Origin of the sequence: Meiothermus cerbereus (genome assembly GCF_051297115.1) — a bacterium.
Classification (GTDB): Bacteria; Deinococcota; Deinococci; order Deinococcales; family Thermaceae; genus Meiothermus; species Meiothermus cerbereus_A.
Genome location: NZ_JBEVAL010000057.1, coordinates 1 through 16,297 on the forward strand (window position 1 = coordinate 1; position 16,297 = coordinate 16,297).

Consider the following 16,297-nt stretch of genomic DNA (forward strand, 5'->3'; position numbering starts at 1 on the left):
GATCAGCATTGGTTTCCACCCCAAAATCCTAAAGTCAAGGTAGAGGGGTGCGGAATGTGGGCTGCACCAGAGCGCTCTTAATAGTCCTCGAGCAAGTCACCAACATTACTACTGCACAGCACAGTGGCCTCCCGGATGGGAGGCCACGCCTGTGAAGAGCGCAATAGGCAACACCTTATCAGCAAGCCAGATGGGGCAAGGTTTTATCGGCGCTTGCGCCCACCTTTACCCCCACTTGCCTTTTTGCCACCGCCCGCCCCGCCGCCAAAGCCACCGGAGCCACGCAAAAAGCTCTTGAGCTTATTCTCGAACTCGGGGGCCTGACGGGGAAGGCGCTTGGGCCGGGGAGGTTCAACGGGAGCTGGGGTAAGCTCTTTGATAGAGAGGTCTAGACGACCTTTCTCGTCGCGGCCCAGCACCAAAACCGAGACCACGTCCCCCTCGTTGAGGTGATCGCGGATGTTTTTGACAAACTCGTGGGCCACCTGCGAGATGTGCACCAGACCCGATTCACCTGTGGGAAACTCGATAAAAGCCCCAAACTCCATAATTCGCGTAACGCGACCTTCTACGATTGCACCGGCTTTAAGCTCCATTCAAGCGTTCCTCCAAAACGACACGCAATCCCATAGCCCATTCGTACTAAAGCTGTTGGGGATTCACGATACTTCACTATATCATCCCCAGCCCACTTCCCCGCAAACCGGCGAATTTATATCGAGGCCATCTGACTACAAAAACATGTAACGCATTTCCAACACCAGTCAGCAAAAGTGATATATTAGAAACACGGAGGAGTCAAAATGATTGCAGATCGCCCCAAGGATTTGTGGTTTGAGCTCGACAGCGAGGAGCGCCAGATTATCGGTGCGCTACGGGATTTCTTGCAGGCCGAGGTGGCCCCTACCGCCGCCCTGCGCGACGAGAGCGGCGCTTTTCCTTTCGAAATTGTGAAAAAGCTGGGCGCCATGGGCGTGATGGGGGCCCAGGTGCCCGAGCAGTATGGCGGAGCCGGGCTCTCGACGCGCATTTTTGCCCGAATCATCGAAGAAATCGCCGCTGTGGATGGCTCGCTGGCCTTGACGGTAGCCTCACACAATAGCCTCTGCATCGGCCACATCCTGCTGGCCGCCAACGAACAGCAGAAGCAGCAGTTTTTGCCCCGGCTGGCCTCGGGGGAGGTGCTGGGGGCCTGGGGCCTGACCGAACCGGGCAGCGGCTCGGATGCTGCCGCCCTGCGCACAAAGGCCGAGGAGACCAACTCGGGCTGGGTGCTGAACGGTTCCAAGCAATTTATTACCCAGGGCTCGGTGGCTGGGGTTTATGTGGTCAATGCCCGCACCGATGCCGCGCCCAGCGAGGAGAAAAAGCACCTGGGGCTTTCGGCACTTGTATTTGAGGCGCCTATTCCGGGTCTGCGGATTGGGCGCAAGGAAAAGAAGCTGGGCCTCAACGCCTCCGATACCGCCCAGCTAATACTTGAAGACATCCACCTACCCAAAGAAGCCCTGCTGGGCGAGCGGGGTAAAGGTTTCTACGACGTGATGAAGGTGCTGGAAGGCGGGCGTATCGGCATTGCGGCCATGGCGGTGGGGCTGGGGCGGGCAGCTTTGGAGTTTGCGACCAAATATGCCCTGGAGCGCGAGCAGTTTGGCAAGCCCATCGCTGAGTTTCAGGCCGTCTCACACAAGCTGGCCGATATGGCTACCCAGTTGGAGGCCGCGCGCCTGCTCTACCTCAAAGCCGCCGACCTGCGCGACGCGGGCAAACCCTTCGGTCTGGCCGCTGCTCAGGCCAAACTCTTTGCCTCGGAAGTGGGTGTGCATGCCTGCGACGAGGCTATCCAGATTCTGGGGGGCTACGGCTACATCAAGGAGTACCCGGTCGAGCGTTACTGGCGCGATGCCCGCCTGACCCGCATCGGCGAGGGCGCCAGCGAGGTTTTGAAGGTGATTATTGCCAAAAACCTGCTGGCGCAGTACCGCTAACCAGCGGCAGTACCCGCTGCCTGGCGGCAGTACCCGCTGCCTGGCGGCAGTACCGCTGACGAATGGGCCTTTCCCTGCTATTCTTGGCCCGTGTACGAGCTGATTAAACCCTGGCTCTTCCGCCAAGACCCCGAGCGCATTCACGAACGGGTGATGCACCTCCTGGCCTGGTTGGGGCAGCGGGGGCCGGGCCTGGAGCTGGTGCGCCGCCTCTGCACGGTACAGGACAGGCGCCTCGAGGTCTCGGCTTTTGGCCTGCGCTTCCCCAACCCCATCGGGCTGGCCGCAGGCTTCGACAAAAATGCGGTAGCGGTGCGAACCTGGGCTGCACTGGGGTTCGGCCATGTGGAGATCGGCTCGGTTACCGCCCTGCCGCAGCCGGGAAACCCCAGACCGCGCCTGTTTCGGCTGCCCCAGGACCAGGCCCTGATTAACCGCATGGGCTTCAACAACGAAGGGGCCGAGGCAGTAGCGGCACGGCTTGCTCACTTGCAAGAGAGCTTTGGCAGGCCGACAGTTCCGCTGGGCATCAACCTGGGCAAGTCCAGGGTCACACCCCTGGAAGAGGCCCCCCAGGACTACCTGCAAAGCCTTTCCCAGCTCTGGCCTTATGGCGACTACTTTGTCATCAACGTGAGCTCACCCAACACACCCGGCCTCAGGGCCTTGCAGGATAAGGATCGGCTAGAAGAGCTGCTCGCGGCCCTCACGGGCTTCGTGCAGGGCCAGAAGCCGCTGCTGCTCAAAATTGCCCCCGACCTTAGCTGGGAGCAGATCGACGAAATTCTGGCCCTGGTAGAACAATACCGGCTCTCGGGCCTTATCGCCACCAACACCACCACCGCCCGCAGCGGGCTGCAAACGCCCATAGACGAAGCCGGCGGGCTTTCGGGCAGGCCGCTGCAGCCACGCTCGCTCGAGGTGCTCAAGTACCTGCACGCCCAGCTACAAGGCCGCCTGCCCATTGTTTCGGTAGGGGGCATTTTTAGCGCCGAAGACGTGTGGGAGCGCCTGGCAAACGGCGCCACGCTGGTGCAGGTCTACACCGGCCTGGTCTATGAGGGGCCCTTCATGTTGAAAAAGCTGTGCAGGGGGCTGCTTAAAAAAATGGAGCGAGAAGGCATAGCCAGTCTGGCGCAGCTCAAGGCGACCCCATAGCCAGCAGTTCGCGGATTTCCTCGAGCTTGCCCTCGGCAGCCGTCTCGCCGTCTTGTATGGCCTGCTCGAGCTGCTGGAAGCTAAAAAGCCCAATGCCCTCGAGCCTGGGCCGCAGTACCAGATCGGGGCGCGAAACCGCCAGCTTAACCTCGGCCAGGCGAATCTGCATAATCTCAACCGAGCGATAAACATTCTGGATGGGGTTGACGTCTATTCCCCGGCGAAAAATCTGCTGCCACCAGGTTTTCTTCTGCGGCTGTTCATGCAGAACCTCCAGCGGGGTCACATCCACCGCTATCACCCGCTCTGCCCCCAAAAAGCGCACCGGGTCTACCGGAATCTGGTTCAAAATGCCGCCGTCGGCCAGCAGTTGCTCCCCCACCCAGATGGGGTTGATAACCCCCGGATAAGCAATCGAGGCCCGCATGGCCTGAAACACATCCCCCTGGCGAAAGTACACCTCGGTTCCGGTAATCAGGTCGGTGGCGGTGATGCCAAGGGGAATGGGGAAGTCCTCCATCTGGCGGGGGATGTGGGGCTCCAAAAAACGCACCAGTTCGCTAAAGTTGAGCATATCGTTCAAAGGGTTCAGATCCAGAAAGCGCCAGAAAGACATCTGGGACAGCACCTGCTGTACACTGTCGGCGGTGTGTCCTGCGGCGAAAATCGCCGCCATAATGCTGCCCATACTGGTTCCGGCCATTACGCTGGGTCGAAACCCCTCGCGTTCCAGCACACGCATTACCCCAATATGGGCGTATCCCCTGGCCCCCCCGCCCCCCAGGGCCATACCAAAGCGCTTGTAATCGGCCATACCTTTAGACTACCTCGACTTTCTACCACTTGTGGGCTGGGAAGATTTCCAGGCCACTCGTCTGCGAAAGCCCGCTCAGGCTGTATCCAGGAAGCGCTGCTTGAGCTCTGGGGTGGGCACCAGGCAGCTTTCGCGCCTGCCAAAAATGCGGTAGCGGTTTTGCGCCACCCAGCGGTAGAGCCCATCCCGCAGCCATTTGGGCAAAAGCCTTAGCGCCGCCAGCATACGCCAGGCACCACCCAGCCGGTATAGGATGCGAAAAACAGCCTCCGACGCCAGCCACACCTTTTCCCCCTCGATTACCACCACACTCTCGGCGAGGGCCTGCGAACCTGGGATGTGGTGCTGGGCCAGCAGCCTCTGCCCGGCTTCCGACTGCTGCGAAGCAAACTGAAAGTGCTGGGCTTTGTCGTGGCGAATGATGAACTGCACGGTGTGGTTACACAGATTGCACACCCCATCGAACAGCACAACCACCTTCACACCACTAGCTTAGTACAGGCCCGCTCGAGCGTTTGTGGGCTCTGCGTGTAGTTGAAGACTGCCGGGGGCTAGGCAGGGATATTTGTAACCCGTCTTTCGCCTTAGGCTAACCGTGTTGTTAGAATGTGCAACACGGGGTCGCGACAGTGAAACTAATCGACAACTATGGGCGCATCATCAAAGACCTGCGGCTTTCGGTCACGCCGAGGTGCAACCTGCACTGCCTGTACTGCCACCCGCTGGACTGGGAGCAGTCGGAGCCACCGGGCACCATCTCGGTAGAGGACACCCGCCATTTCCTGCAGGCCATGCAGCTATTGGGCCTGGAGTCGGTGCGTTTTACCGGCGGCGAGCCGCTGGTGCGTAAAGAGCTGCCCCAGATGATTGCTGCAGCCAGCGAGCTGGGAATTCACGACATCGCCATCACCACCAACGGCCTTTTGTTCAAGCGCAAGGCCAAAGAGCTGATGAGCGCCGGACTCAAGCGGCTCAACCTCTCGATGGACGCTGTTACCCCTGAGGTATTCAAACGCATGACCCGGGGCGGGCAGGTCGAAAAGGTCTGGGATGCCATCGAAACGGCCTGGGGGCTGGGGCTGGGGCCGGTAAAAATCAATGCGGTGATGATCCGGGGCATGAACGAGGAAGAGGTCATTCCGCTGGCCTCGCTCTCGCTGGATAAGCCGCTGGAGGTGCGTTTCTTGGAGTACATGCACCTCGATAACTCCAACCCCGAACTCTACCAGTCCCGCTTTATCAGCGGGGCCGAGACCAGGGCCAGAATTGAGGCCCACTTTGGCCCGCTCGAGAAGGTAGATAACGACCCCACCGCCCCTGCCCGGGTTTATCGCATCCCCGGTGCGGTAGGCACGGTAGGTTTCATCAACCCGGTTAGCGAACCTTTCTGTAGCAGTTGCTCCCGTTTGCGCCTGACCGCCGACAAGAAACTCCGCCCCTGCCTGCTAACCGACCTGGAGATGGACATCGCCTGGGCCTTCGAGGCCCCCAGTCCGGTTGAGGCCCTGGTGGATGCCATTCTGCTGGCCACCGACCGCAAGCCCGCCTTTGGCAACACCCTTCCCACCCTGCGCGAACGGGTGATGGTAGGGATTGGCGGCTAGAGCACCCCGTAGTTGTAGGTTTCGTGGCGGCTATTTTTGTCCACAATGGCCCACCAGCGGTGTTGGGAGAGCGAGGGCATCTGGAGTAAAAACACCCAGAACTTGTTGGGATTTTCGCCGCCGTCGGGCTGGAGGGGGCTATCGGGGGTGATGAGGGTGAGCTGGGAGTCGCCCGCGTTCATGAAGTCCCGCACGGCGTTTTGTAGTTCGTCGCAATCGGGCTCCTCGCTGAGGTCGTAGGCTGAAGGGTCGGCCTTGATCAGGCCGAGGGGGCTTTGATCATCCTCGCTATCTTCAATGAAGCTGGTAATGGCGGCCTCGAGGGCCTCGAGAAAACCATCTTCGTCGGTAACCGGGGGCACCTCGACCGCAAGGTCGGGCACTTCCAGCGCTTTTAGCAGAGAGTCAATTCGCTGTTGCAAGGCCATAAGGTAACCCGTCTGATTACATAACCACAAATGCTTAGGCCGGTCAAGCCAAGCCTGCAAAGGAACTTCAAAGCCAGTCGAGCATTCCCCCCGCCAATGCTTCGGGCGGGGGCCCAGACCGGGGAGATTTCTTACGTCCGGTCGGTCGGGGTGAACCGGCAGCGTTCAGGAGGCTCAGCCAAACCCGGTATTGCTAGTAGTCCTTGGCCTCTTTAAATCGCTCGATGCAGGCCTGCACCTCGGCGACCGCGCCGGCCTTGTCCTTCCAGCCCGACACCTTGACCCACTTGCCCTTGTGCGCTTCCAGGGCCTTGTAGGTCTCGAAGAAATTCTGGATTTCCTGCTTGTAGGCGGTGGGGACGTCGTTCAAGTCCTGGATATAATCCCAGCGGGGATCCTCGGCCACCACCCCGATGATTTTGGCGTCGCCGCCTTTTTCGTCCTGCATGTCCACCATGCCCACAATCCGCACATCCACCACCACCCCCGGCAGGAGGGGATGGGTGGAGAGAATGACGCCATCCAGGGGGTCACCGTCCTCGGCCAGGGTGGAGGGAATGAAGCCGTAGTCGCCAGGGTAGAACTGGGCGGTAGGCAGCACCCGGTCGAGCTTGATGGCCTCGAGGTCGGGGTCGTATTCGTACTTGTTGGACGAGCCACGCGGCACTTCGATGACCATGTGCACGATTTCGGGAGCCTTTTTACCAACAGGCAGGTTCTTGAGGTTCGCCATATCGCAGACATTCTGACACCTAAAACCCCCACATGCAAAATCAAAAGGCGCCGGCAGGCTCAAGAGCGAAATGCTCGAATGTACACCGAAGCGCATAATATGGTTCGGATGAAATCGCACCCACACCTGCACATCGTCCTGGCCTTCCTGGGTCTTCAGCTTGCGGCCCTTGGCTTTGGGCAGTCCCTCACCTTTGGCCTGTACGGGCGCCTGGGGCCCGATTACCTAACACCCACTGTAGAAACCACCCTCCCGCTGGGCGAATGGGAGCTGAATGCGCGGTTTCAGCGCGATGCGCTGGGCCTGGGGCTCGGGGGCGCGCTGGAGTTTAGCGCCCTGGGCCGGCTGCGCTACGGCGCACGGGTCAGCCTGGGCCTGGCCGGCTGGGGCTTACAGGCCGCTGCCAGTGGCGCCTTGGGCCCGCTGGCGGCGAACCTCGAGGCCACCTACAGCAACACCCTGCGCTCCAATCTGTGGGTGGGCGACGAGGCCGAAGGCGGGTTGAAGCTGGGGCTCTGGGGGCGCTACCGCCTCGACCCCCGGCAAACCCTGGGCCTGCAACTGGGTTTCAAAAACGACCTGGTCGGCATCGCCAGAGGCGCGGCTGAACTCAGCTATGCGCTGCGGCAGGGCGAGACCTACACCTTTGGGCTGGGCCTGGACGATTCGCGCTGGTATGCCCTGCTGGGCTGGCGGGGCGAGCTCGACGAGGCCGGAACCCTGCTCGAGGCCACCCTGCGGGCCGGGCAGCTAGGCCGGCTGGAGGCGGCCTTAACCAGGCCTCTAGACGAGGAACAAATCAACAATCTTAAGCTGCGCCTAACCCTGAGCTACCCCTGGGCTGCTACCTTGGGGGTGGAGGCCTACCGCCTCCGTGCCGATCTCGGCTACAATGGCGGATTTTCGCTGTGGTTGCGCTACACGCACAGTTTTGGAGGCAGTGAATGAAGAAGCTACTGACCATCGTTTCCTTATCTTTGGGACTGGCTATGGCCCAGAGCGTCGCCGAAATTACCCGCCAGGTGCAGGCCAACCTCGAGCGCGCCCCCTGGGAGGCCATCGTCACGGGCAAGGTGCAGCTACCCGACGGCAGCAACCAGGACGCCGAGTTTCGGCTCCAGGTGATCCCCGGCAAGGAACAGCTCGCCCGCGTCGAGTTCAAAAAGCCCGCTGCGCTGGAGGGCAACTTTGTGGTGATCTCGGACAAGGAAGTCTGGAACTACCTGTTCCTGACCAACCAGCTCATCATTCAACCAAGGGCCAAAGCCCGCATCGAGGGCCTGGGCTTCAACCTGACCGACCTGGGCGACTTCCAGGAGCTCACCGAGCGGCTCACGCTGCGGCTTCTGGGCGAGCAAAACACCCCCGCCGGGGCCGCCTGGCGCATCCAGGGCACCCCCAAAGAGGCCTCGCTGGGCTTTGCCAGCATGGAAATCCTGGTGCTCAAGTCCGACCCCCGTCCCCTGACCATCACCCTGCGCGACAGCAACAACAAAGTGCTGGCCGAACTGAGCCTGAACAACTTCCGCCGCACCAGCCTGACCCCCCAGGCCCTGCGTAAACGGCCCGCCGATGCCGAGGTTTTGCGACGGAACTAGCGCCAAATGCGGCCCTTGGCAGGGGTTTAACGCCCCATGTGGACTGCGGCATGTCCGCCCCCTAGCCACCCTCCGGCAGCAGGTCGGCAAAAACGAAGCCGTCGCGCTCTACCGTCTCGCCAGCCACAGCGCGCAGTGGCTCGCGGAACATCGGCCCGGCCAGGACGCAGGTGTGAAACTCTCCGTTCTCGCCGCAGGGGTCCACATCATGCGGCAATTCATCGAGCAGTGCGCGGTCAAAGCGGCGACCAGCAAACGAGCGCGGGAGCTTCTTGGGATCGATACAGGTGATGACCGCCTGTAGGCCAGCATCTATCATCTGCCGCGCGAGCGGCCCGGTGGGCTCGTGCCAGATGGGAAAGAGCGGCTCGAGGCCGCACCCTTCAAGCTGCTTGACCCGGTAAGCGCGGACGTCCTCCAAAAAGAGGTCTCCAAAAGCGATGTGGGTGGCCCCGCGCCTGACCCCTTCTTCAATGGCCTTACGCATGGCCGCCTCGTAGACCTCGTTGGAACAAGGCCACGGCAGCGGGACAATGTGGAGCGGAAGCCCCACCGCCTGGGCCTGTGCCCTGAGGAGCTCGAGCCGGGTCGAATGCATGGACACCCGCCCGTAGGCCGTGTTGACGGTGGTGAGCAGGCCGACCACCTCCACCTGCGGATCGTTGCGCAGCACATGCAAGGCCCAGGCGCTGTCCTTACCCGAACTCCAGGAAAGCAGTACGCGATGCAACATCAGACAAAGGCCCCCAAAAAGCTCTGAGATCGGTTCATAACAGCTTCCGCTGCCCCCTTTTCTGACTTTGTTGTCAACGATAAGCCCTTGGCGTGTTTCAACCAGGCATGGAACCAGATGGTAGCGCTGATTCTACCTCATTCGAATCCTCATCATGCTCCACCAGCGCGGTATCCTGTACCCATGCGCTTCGGCGAGCGGCTCTTCCGCAACGAAGCCACGGTCATCAGCCCCACAGGCGAGTTTTTGGGCGTGTACGGCAAAGACCACTCGGTGCTTTTCGGCGGCAAAACCAGCCCCACCCGGGGCACCTATCCGGTCTACCCCACCCCCCTGGGGCGCCTGGGTGGGCTGGTTGGGGCTGCTGGGCTTTGCCTTGGCCGACCCGCTCAGCCGACGTATACGCAAATAAAAGGCAAAAGCCAACAAGAACTAGCCCAAACTTCGCATATACAACCTACCGCCTGGGGCTGGTAACTGCCAGCTCGAGTCCATCCGTGCTCATCTAATCTCTTCTAATCTCTTCGCATAAGACGTGTTCTGTAAGGTCTAACGTTCCGCATAACCGGCTGGCAATGGAGCGCAGCGGAATTGCCAGTCCGAGTTGATGCGGTTGTTATGTGCTTTTTTCAAGGTATGCTTTCAACTCTTTTGCTAAATTGTCAGCCTCATCTTTTGAAAGGTATGGGACCTTGATGGTACGAGCCCAGAAAAAGCTCTTCCCTGTAATTTCAGAGACCTTCCCAAATGGCATAGCCTTTATTGCTTGCCCCTTTCTTGGAATTGGTGTGATGAACTCAACATCCCGATACAACGTCTCGTCGTCCGGTGCCTTTATGCTGCCTTTCTTAACTCGACCAGCAGCTACAATGCCTGTCCATTTGTGTGAAAAGAAAACGATGTCACCTGGGTAAACATATTCAACGAACCGTTTAGCATCGCCAAAGGCAGCTACTCTATTATTTTCCATCATGTACCAAATTGATTCCTCATCCCAACTTCTATTGGTGTCGAACAATACACCCTTAACATCGCTCGGATTCTTGTGTCTATCATATGGTAGGGCAAAAAACTCGAAATACTTTTCACCATTTATCTCATAAATTCTATACGGAAGAAAATCGATTGAGATCCCTTGATGTTTCCAGTAGTCGACAGCATTGATAAGGCTATCATCAGCGGCACTACCAATTATGATTAGATGTTGTTTTTTGTTTATTTCCTTTGCGTCCAATGGATGCTCAAGGTTGAATGCCTCCTTATGCGCTAAGGACAAATCGGTGCTACTGTTTATGTATTGGTTGTATTTATTCTGCAGGGTAGAAAAAGTCCATTGCCCTGCGTCTTGAGCATACCGCAAGGCTTGATGAACTGCATCTTCGCCTGCAGCGCCTCTCTTTAGTTCAAAAATGATGAGTTCTCCGTTTTCATTTAATGCGTAGATGTCAGCTTCGGCTTGATATTGACGTTCTTGGAATATTGGCATTAAGCTGGCATCTTCAAAAAGAACATCAAGAATGCTCGCAGCAATCAGCTCCTCCAAGTCTTTTTCTAAATTACCAAAGCTCGAAAAATCCTTGAAAGCTACAGGTTCCAGCCTGTCGAACTTCCCGTCGGTAGACCGTAGTCTGTATAGCACTTGTCATCTCCTCTTTTGCACATAACTAGTATTTATACCGCACAAGCGGTGTAACATGCTCAACAAGCCATTTATACCGCAAGTTCATCTTGTTCCCGATACAGATAACTTGCATTCAAATATCCCTCCTTTTTTGGGTTTGGTGCAGGTAGCCATCCAAGGTTTGTCTCGCGGCCTAGGGTCATAGGCGGTGGCTACTCTGGATGTTGATTCTATCCTGCATTTCCAAAATATCAAAACCCCAAATGCACCCCAACCCCTGTATCCTGTACCCATGCGCTTCGGCGAGCGGGGCGAGTGGTATGTGGTGGGGCAGTTTACCCTGCTGGGGCTGCTGGTGCTGGCCTTGTGGCTCACGCCTTCCTTTAGCCCATCCTGGCTCACCTGGCTGGGGCGGGGGCTGTCCTGGCTGGGGCTGGGGGTGCTGCTGCTTGCGGCCTGGCAGCTGGGGCGCAACCTAACCGCCCTGCCCAAGCCAAAGCCGGGGGGTTATCTGGTGCAGCAGGGGCTGTACCGGGTGGTGCGGCATCCCATCTACTGCGGGCTGCTGCTGTGGGCGCTGGGCAGCAGCCTGGCCCACCTGAACCCCTGGACGGTTTTGCTGTGTGGGCTGTTGTTTGCTTTGCTCGACCGCAAGGCCAGCCTCGAGGAGCACTGGTTACAAGAGCGCTTCCCCGAGTACAAAAGCTACCGCCGCCGGGTCAAAAAGCTGATTCCCTGGATCTACTAGCCCATTTCGCGCAGATACGCCCACAGGCGCGGGTCGGCGAAGTCGGGGATGCACAGGAAAGCCCCGGCTTGTTCCAGCGCATGGGCGGGGTGGCCGGTGGTCAGGGCCACGGTGCGGATACCCGCCCCTACCGCCGAGCGCACCCCGGAGGGCGAGTCTTCGAAGGCCAGGGCCTGGCTGGGGCCGATGCCAAGCTGCGCCAGGGCGGTACGGTAGGGCAGCGGGTCGGGCTTGCCGGCGGGCAGGTCTTCGGATAGCACGATGTGGTCAAACACCAACCCGAGCCGCCTCAGCAGGTGCTGGGCGTTCTCCCTGGGGGCGTTGCTCACCAGGGCCCGGCAGAGCCTTTGCTCCTGGGCCCAGGCCCACAGCGTCCCCAGGCCCGGTAGAGGCTGCACCTCGGAAGCCAGTTCGCGGAAGCGGGCCTCTTTTTGCTGCAAGAAGGCCTCGCCCTCGGCCCCGGAAAGCTGCGGCAGCAACCGCTGCACAATCTCGGGGTTCAGGCCCCCGCTAATCTGGGTCTGGTAGAAGGTGTGGTCGCCCTGCAGACCGTAGCGGGAGAGGCCCTCGAGCCAGGCTTGCTCGTGCAGGCGGTCGGTATCGGCCAGGGTGCCGTCAAGGTCGAAGAGCAGGGCCTTGAGCTTCACTTTTTCTCCAGAGCAGGTAGGTCATGCCGGTCATCCAGGCCACCGCCAGAAGCATGCCGGGGGCCAGCACCGCTTGGGGCAGCAGGGCAAAGGCCGCCGGAATCAGGTTGCTGCCCACCGCCGCGGCATAAAACAGCAGGGCCAGCCCGCCATAGCCGATGTGCCGCTCGGTAAAGGCATAGAGGGTGGGAAAGGTGGGGGCCACCCAGAAGCCCAGCAGGGGAAAGAGCCAGGCCAGGGGGGGCACAAAGTAGCACAGCGCCACCAACACCGCCCCCAGTTGCAGCCCAGCCAGCCGGGCCAGGGGATTGGCGGCCACAAAGTCGGCCAGGAGCCAGCGCCCCAGCGTGAGGCCCACCCAGTACAGCGAGAGCAGCACCCCTACCCAGCGGGGGTCGTAGCCCAGGTGGCGCAGGTACAGCCCGGAGAAGCTCGAGACCACCAGCTCCACCGCCACATACGAGACCACCGCCAGCAGCACCCAGGGCAGCAGCGCCGACGGGCGTTTGGGGCCCTCGGCCCCGCTGCGCGTCCGGGCCGCTGGGGCCTGCCACAGCAGGGCTGCCGCTGCCAGGGCCACCAGGGCCAGCACCCCATAGCCCACCCGCCAGGGCAGCCCCACCATCAGCAACGGCGCCAGCACCGCCCCCACCCCAAAGGCGGTGTTGACGCGGTAGAGCACCGCCAGCTGGCCCTTGGAGTAAAGCTCGAGCGGAAGGGCATTGCAGTGGAAGTTGGCCACCGCCACCCCCAGGCCCAGCAGCAAAGCCGCCCCAAAAACCCCGCCCATCTGGGGGGTCAGGGCGATGAGCAACAGCCCCAGCCCCTCGGCCAGCAGGGCTAAGGGGAGCCAGGGGTGGCGTCGGCGCATCCGGCTGGCCAAAAAGATGCCCAGCAAGGCCCCCACAAAAAACAGGTTGAAGTACCAGGCCAGCTCGGGGCCCACGCCAAACTCGGCCCGCCACTGCGGAATGACCGCCCCAACCGCAGCACTGATGGCCCCGGTCATAAACAACCCCAGGGCACTGCCCCAGGTGAGGCGCAAACGTAGGGAATTCTCTAGCGGTTTCATGGGTGTTTTTAGGGCCTCGAGCCCGGTGGCATCGCCCTGGCTGAGCGCGTTTCCACAAAGCTAAAACCCCCGGTGCAAACCGAGGGCTTTTTGGTGACCCCAAGGGGATTCGAACCCCTGCCGCCGCCTTGAAAGGGCGGTGACCTAACCGCTAGTCGATGGGGCCAATTTGGGTTTATCTCGGGGGTGCTGCCTTGCGCTTAGGTCGCAACTAGCCCTTCGAGATAAATCTGGCTGGGGCACGTGGATTCGAACCACGATTGACGGAGCCAGAATCCGTAGTCCTGCCGTTAGACGATGCCCCATTAGGGAGCCTGTTCGAGCAGGCAACGGGTATAGTACAAGATGACCCAAGTTTTGACAAGGGCTTCACTATAATCTCCCCAAGCCGGGCCTTTCCGGCCTTTACACAACCTCTGGAGGGCGATTGGATAACATCGAGCAAAAAGTCATCGAGGCCCTGTCGCAGGTGATCTCGCCCCTGGCCGCCAGCAGCTTGCTTAAGCGGGCTCTGGGCGGGCAGTCGCCGGACTTGCTGGGGCCACAGGGCTGGGCCGAACTCATTGAGGGGCCTTTGCAGCGAGAGCTCAAAGGGGTTCTGCCCATGAGCGGGTTTTTGCCCGAGCTGGAAAAACTGGCACGCCAGCTCAAGGCCCAGCGCCCCCAACAGGCCCAGGCCCCCGCCCAACCCACCCTCGAGGTCACCGACCCCACCGAGCACATCAATCTGCAAAGTGCGCAAGAGCGCGAGAACCTGGTGCTGGAGCTGGCAAGGGGGGAGGGGGTGCTGGCGGTGGTGCTGGAGTCCAGTTACGGGAGGGAATGCCGTCTGGGAGAACACAGCGAAAGCCTGTTGGATCTGCTTACCGCCATACATCGGTTACTTGACCGCAAAGGGAGCTACCGGGTGTTTTACACTGTGCTCAGGGAAGCCCAGCTGGTTCTTCGCCCGTTAGGCCGAGGCTACCTGGCTGTGCTCACACGCAACGAGGCCAATCTGGGACAATTGTTGTATCGAATGGGCAAGATTGAAGCCCTCCAGGTAGGCGCCGAGCAATAGGAGGTTATGACCATGAAGCGTTGGTTCGCAATAATCACGCTGTTCAGCCTGGCCTGGGCCACGCCGGCCCTCACCCTGTACGACCAGCTCGCACCCACCCTGGATCAGGTGCGCGCGCTGCAAAACAGCAACCCCGCACGGGCCCTGGAGCTCCTTTCCAAAGCCGAGGACGACTTCCGCAAGGGGGCAGGCGAACTGGCCCCAGTGCTGCGTGAGGGGGTGCAGCAGTCGCTGGCCGATGCCCGCCAGGCCCTGGCCCGCCGCAGCAAGGCCGACCTCGAGGCCCGCATCCAGATCATCAAGGCCATTATGGGCAAGGCCCTCTACGACAACTACTTCAGCGCCCTTGCAGCCGGCAACAGCGCCGAGGCCAGCCGCCTGCTGCCCAAAGTGCTCTCGGCCAGCGGCCTCCCGGGTAGCCTGCAAGCCCAGGCCCAGGCCCTGGCTGCCGCCAACAACCTCGATGGGCTGCGCCGCCTGTTCGAGCGCACCTACGCCCAGGGCATTGCCAATGCGCTGCAGCGGGCCCAGGCCCAGACCAGCGCCGTGCAGGCCTACCTCGAGGCCATCCGGGCCTATGCCCTCTACCTGGTCGTGCAGGACTCGCCCCGCGCCAGGGGCCTCAGCGCCAAGGCCTTTGTGGATGCCCTGGGCAAGCTCTCCAGCGGTAACCTGAGCGGCTTCAAAGCCGATGTGCAGGCGCTGGCAGCCCAGACCCAGAACTTCCTGAAAGCGGTCTCGAGCCCACAAAGCCAGCAGCGAAGTAGCCCCGCTACCACCGTCCAAGCCCCCCCCGCCGCAGGGGGGGTTCGCCTAGAAGCCCCCCGCACTCCCCCTGCACCCAAGGAGGTGGCCCCCACCAGGCCTGCCGCACGCCCAGCCACCCCCCCAACCCCCAAACCAGCCCCTGTTTCACCCCCTACCCAGGACGCCTACCAGCAGTTGCTGGGCGACCTGCGCTTTCTAATAAAAGACAACCGCCAGCTCGAGAGGGTGGCCGACAGCCTCACCGGTGCGGGCATTTACAGCATCGACGACTGGAAACGGGCCCTGCTCGAGGTGCGCGGTCGCCTGATGGAAGCCCAGGCCCAGGCCGAAACCGGCCAGACCGACGCCGCCAGGCGTACCCTGGCCCAGGTCAATGCCCGCTACAGAACGGCTATAGCGCCCCTGGTCGAGGCCTTGCAGCCCGAACTGGCCCTGCGCACCAGCCGGATTCTGGGCCTGGCCGAGAACGCAGTAGGGCTGCGCACCAGCGACTTCACCGTGCTCTCGGGGGAGCTGCTGGAGAACGGCCTGGCCCTGGAGGGCAGGAGCCTGGGAGCCTTCCACGACCTGCAGGTCTGGCTGCTGCAAACCATTCTGGGCATCCCCCGGGCTTTTGTGTTCATCCTGGCCGGGCTGCTGGCCTTCTTCCCGCTCTACCTGCTGACCCTTACCTTTGGGGGGCGCAACATCTACTGGCGCTTCCTGGGGCTGGCCTTCTTCTTCCTGCTGTTGCCAGCCATGATGGAGGGGCTTTCCTACATCGGTTCCATTCTGTCCGACCCACGCTATGGCCGGCTGTCCTTTCTGAGCATCCTGACCAACCTCTCCATTCAGCAAAACCTTTTGGCCCAGTTGTTCTGGGGCCTGACGGTGTTCCTGGTGATAATTTTCGCCACCATTGGCCTGCGCGGCATTGCGGCTCAGTTTGGCTTGTTGCAAAACCAGCGTACCCCTGTGCGGCGGGGCCGTAACACCACCATCCCCCAGGCCAGTGCAGCTACCGCAGCAGGGGCCAGCGCCAAACCCAACCCCGGCCTCACCAGCGAAACCATCGTGGAGTGGGACGAGGAGTTCTGATGTGAGGCCCGCCTGAAGCTCTGAATGCTCAAACCAGCTGATAAAAGCTGCCCCTGCCACAGCAAGCAGCTCGAGCCAGGGCCATTTCTCGCGCGAGGGGTCGGTCATGGTCTGTTTGGCATTGGCCCACCGCCGAAAAGCCCAAAGCAGGCTGCTGGCCCAGCCCACAGCATAGCTGCTACCCCCAGCAGGCTTTTATCATATACATCCACTAAGCCAGCGATAGAGGGGCATGGGAGTGGTGGAGA

Annotated in this window: 18 protein-coding genes and 2 tRNA genes; 9 read left to right on the plus strand and 11 right to left on the minus strand. The window is 60.8% G+C overall.

The features are described 5' to 3' along the window. Positions 1-203: 203 nt before the first annotated feature. Positions 204-596 (minus strand): S1 RNA-binding domain-containing protein, encoded by a 393-nt coding sequence (locus ABWU19_RS11040; protein WP_027878500.1) that lies wholly within the window; start codon positions 594-596, stop codon positions 204-206. A 207-nt stretch (positions 597-803) separates the two neighbouring features. On the opposite strand from ABWU19_RS11040, the gene ABWU19_RS11045 reads away from it, so the two are divergent. Next, the gene (locus tag ABWU19_RS11045) at positions 804-1,988 is read left to right on the plus strand and encodes an acyl-CoA dehydrogenase family protein (RefSeq protein ID WP_435901738.1); all 1,185 of its coding nucleotides are present in this window, start codon (positions 804-806) and stop codon (positions 1,986-1,988) included. 102 nt (positions 1,989-2,090) lie between these two features. Next, positions 2,091-3,146 carry a quinone-dependent dihydroorotate dehydrogenase gene (locus ABWU19_RS11050; RefSeq protein ID WP_435901754.1) on the plus strand — a complete coding sequence of 352 codons (1,056 nt, stop codon included), beginning with the start codon at positions 2,091-2,093 and terminating at the stop codon, positions 3,144-3,146. Here the strand turns inward: ABWU19_RS11050 and ABWU19_RS11055 are convergent. Together ABWU19_RS11055 and ABWU19_RS11060 are read right to left on the minus strand one after the other, a co-directional pair. Then, positions 3,130-3,960: a patatin-like phospholipase family protein gene (locus ABWU19_RS11055; RefSeq protein WP_435901739.1), complete on the minus strand. Its 831-nt coding sequence runs from the start codon at positions 3,958-3,960 to the stop codon at positions 3,130-3,132. The two genes, ABWU19_RS11050 and ABWU19_RS11055, sit on opposite strands and share 17 nt — an antisense overlap. 75 nt (positions 3,961-4,035) lie before the next feature. Then, positions 4,036-4,443 (minus strand): thiol-disulfide oxidoreductase DCC family protein, encoded by a 408-nt coding sequence (locus ABWU19_RS11060; protein WP_435901740.1) that lies wholly within the window; start codon positions 4,441-4,443, stop codon positions 4,036-4,038. Positions 4,444-4,589: 146 nt separating this feature from the next. Between ABWU19_RS11060 and moaA the strand changes: the two genes are divergently transcribed. Continuing rightward, entirely contained in the window at positions 4,590-5,564 is a 975-nt protein-coding gene (gene moaA / locus ABWU19_RS11065; protein ID WP_435901741.1) for a GTP 3',8-cyclase MoaA, read from the plus strand. Here moaA and ABWU19_RS11070 read toward each other — a convergent pair. Both ABWU19_RS11070 and ABWU19_RS11075 read right to left on the minus strand, forming a co-directional pair. Continuing rightward, positions 5,561-5,992, minus strand: a complete 432-nt coding sequence (locus ABWU19_RS11070) for a hypothetical protein (protein ID WP_435901742.1) — start codon at positions 5,990-5,992, stop codon at positions 5,561-5,563. The two genes, moaA and ABWU19_RS11070, sit on opposite strands and share 4 nt — an antisense overlap. Positions 5,993-6,185: 193 nt before the next feature. After that, positions 6,186-6,725, minus strand: a complete 540-nt coding sequence (locus ABWU19_RS11075; RefSeq protein ID WP_435901743.1) for an inorganic diphosphatase — start codon at positions 6,723-6,725, stop codon at positions 6,186-6,188. A 108-nt stretch (positions 6,726-6,833) separates the two neighbouring features. On the opposite strand from ABWU19_RS11075, the gene ABWU19_RS11080 reads away from it, so the two are divergent. Together ABWU19_RS11080 and ABWU19_RS11085 are read left to right on the plus strand one after the other, a co-directional pair. Next, the gene (locus tag ABWU19_RS11080) at positions 6,834-7,673 is read left to right on the plus strand and encodes a hypothetical protein (RefSeq protein WP_435901744.1); all 840 of its coding nucleotides are present in this window, start codon (positions 6,834-6,836) and stop codon (positions 7,671-7,673) included. After that, complete coding sequence (locus ABWU19_RS11085; RefSeq protein WP_435901745.1) at positions 7,670-8,323, plus strand: outer membrane lipoprotein carrier protein LolA; 654 nt, start codon at positions 7,670-7,672, stop codon at positions 8,321-8,323. The genes ABWU19_RS11080 and ABWU19_RS11085 overlap by 4 nt, the downstream gene beginning before the upstream one ends. Before the next feature lie 61 nt (positions 8,324-8,384). Here ABWU19_RS11085 and ABWU19_RS11090 read toward each other — a convergent pair whose 3' ends face one another. Further along, positions 8,385-9,056: a hypothetical protein gene (locus ABWU19_RS11090; RefSeq protein WP_435901746.1), complete on the minus strand. Its 672-nt coding sequence runs from the start codon at positions 9,054-9,056 to the stop codon at positions 8,385-8,387. Between the two features lie 183 nt (positions 9,057-9,239). Between ABWU19_RS11090 and ABWU19_RS11095 the strand changes: the two genes are divergently transcribed. Then, entirely contained in the window at positions 9,240-9,533 is a 294-nt protein-coding gene (locus tag ABWU19_RS11095) for a hypothetical protein (protein ID WP_435901747.1), read from the plus strand. Positions 9,534-9,672: 139 nt separating this feature from the next. Here ABWU19_RS11095 and ABWU19_RS11100 read toward each other — a convergent pair whose 3' ends face one another. Then, positions 9,673-10,695 carry a hypothetical protein gene (locus tag ABWU19_RS11100; protein WP_435901748.1) on the minus strand — a complete coding sequence of 341 codons (1,023 nt, stop codon included), beginning with the start codon at positions 10,693-10,695 and terminating at the stop codon, positions 9,673-9,675. A gap of 274 nt (positions 10,696-10,969) precedes the next feature. Between ABWU19_RS11100 and ABWU19_RS11105 the strand changes: the two genes are divergently transcribed. Continuing rightward, positions 10,970-11,425, plus strand: coding sequence for a methyltransferase family protein (locus ABWU19_RS11105; protein WP_435901749.1), 456 nt, complete (start codon positions 10,970-10,972; stop codon positions 11,423-11,425). Here ABWU19_RS11105 and ABWU19_RS11110 read toward each other — a convergent pair. The 4 genes from ABWU19_RS11110 to ABWU19_RS11125 form a co-directional block, all read right to left on the minus strand. Then, positions 11,422-12,072: an HAD family hydrolase gene (locus ABWU19_RS11110; RefSeq protein WP_435901750.1), complete on the minus strand. Its 651-nt coding sequence runs from the start codon at positions 12,070-12,072 to the stop codon at positions 11,422-11,424. The genes ABWU19_RS11105 and ABWU19_RS11110 overlap by 4 nt on opposite strands. After that, positions 12,041-13,144, minus strand: a complete 1,104-nt coding sequence (locus ABWU19_RS11115; RefSeq protein ID WP_435901751.1) for an MFS transporter — start codon at positions 13,142-13,144, stop codon at positions 12,041-12,043. Before ABWU19_RS11115 ends, ABWU19_RS11110 begins: the two co-directional genes overlap by 32 nt. Before the next feature lie 91 nt (positions 13,145-13,235). Continuing rightward, positions 13,236-13,310: transfer RNA gene (locus ABWU19_RS11120), tRNA-Glu, on the minus strand. A 65-nt stretch (positions 13,311-13,375) separates the two neighbouring features. Continuing rightward, positions 13,376-13,449 (minus strand) — tRNA-Gln (locus ABWU19_RS11125). A 122-nt stretch (positions 13,450-13,571) separates the two neighbouring features. Between ABWU19_RS11125 and ABWU19_RS11130 the strand changes: the two genes are divergently transcribed. After that, positions 13,572-14,204, plus strand: a complete 633-nt coding sequence (locus ABWU19_RS11130; RefSeq protein WP_435901752.1) for a hypothetical protein — start codon at positions 13,572-13,574, stop codon at positions 14,202-14,204. A gap of 12 nt (positions 14,205-14,216) precedes the next feature. Next, positions 14,217-16,049, plus strand: coding sequence for a hypothetical protein (locus ABWU19_RS11135; protein ID WP_435901753.1), 1,833 nt, complete (start codon positions 14,217-14,219; stop codon positions 16,047-16,049). The last annotated feature ends 248 nt before the right edge of the window (positions 16,050-16,297 follow it).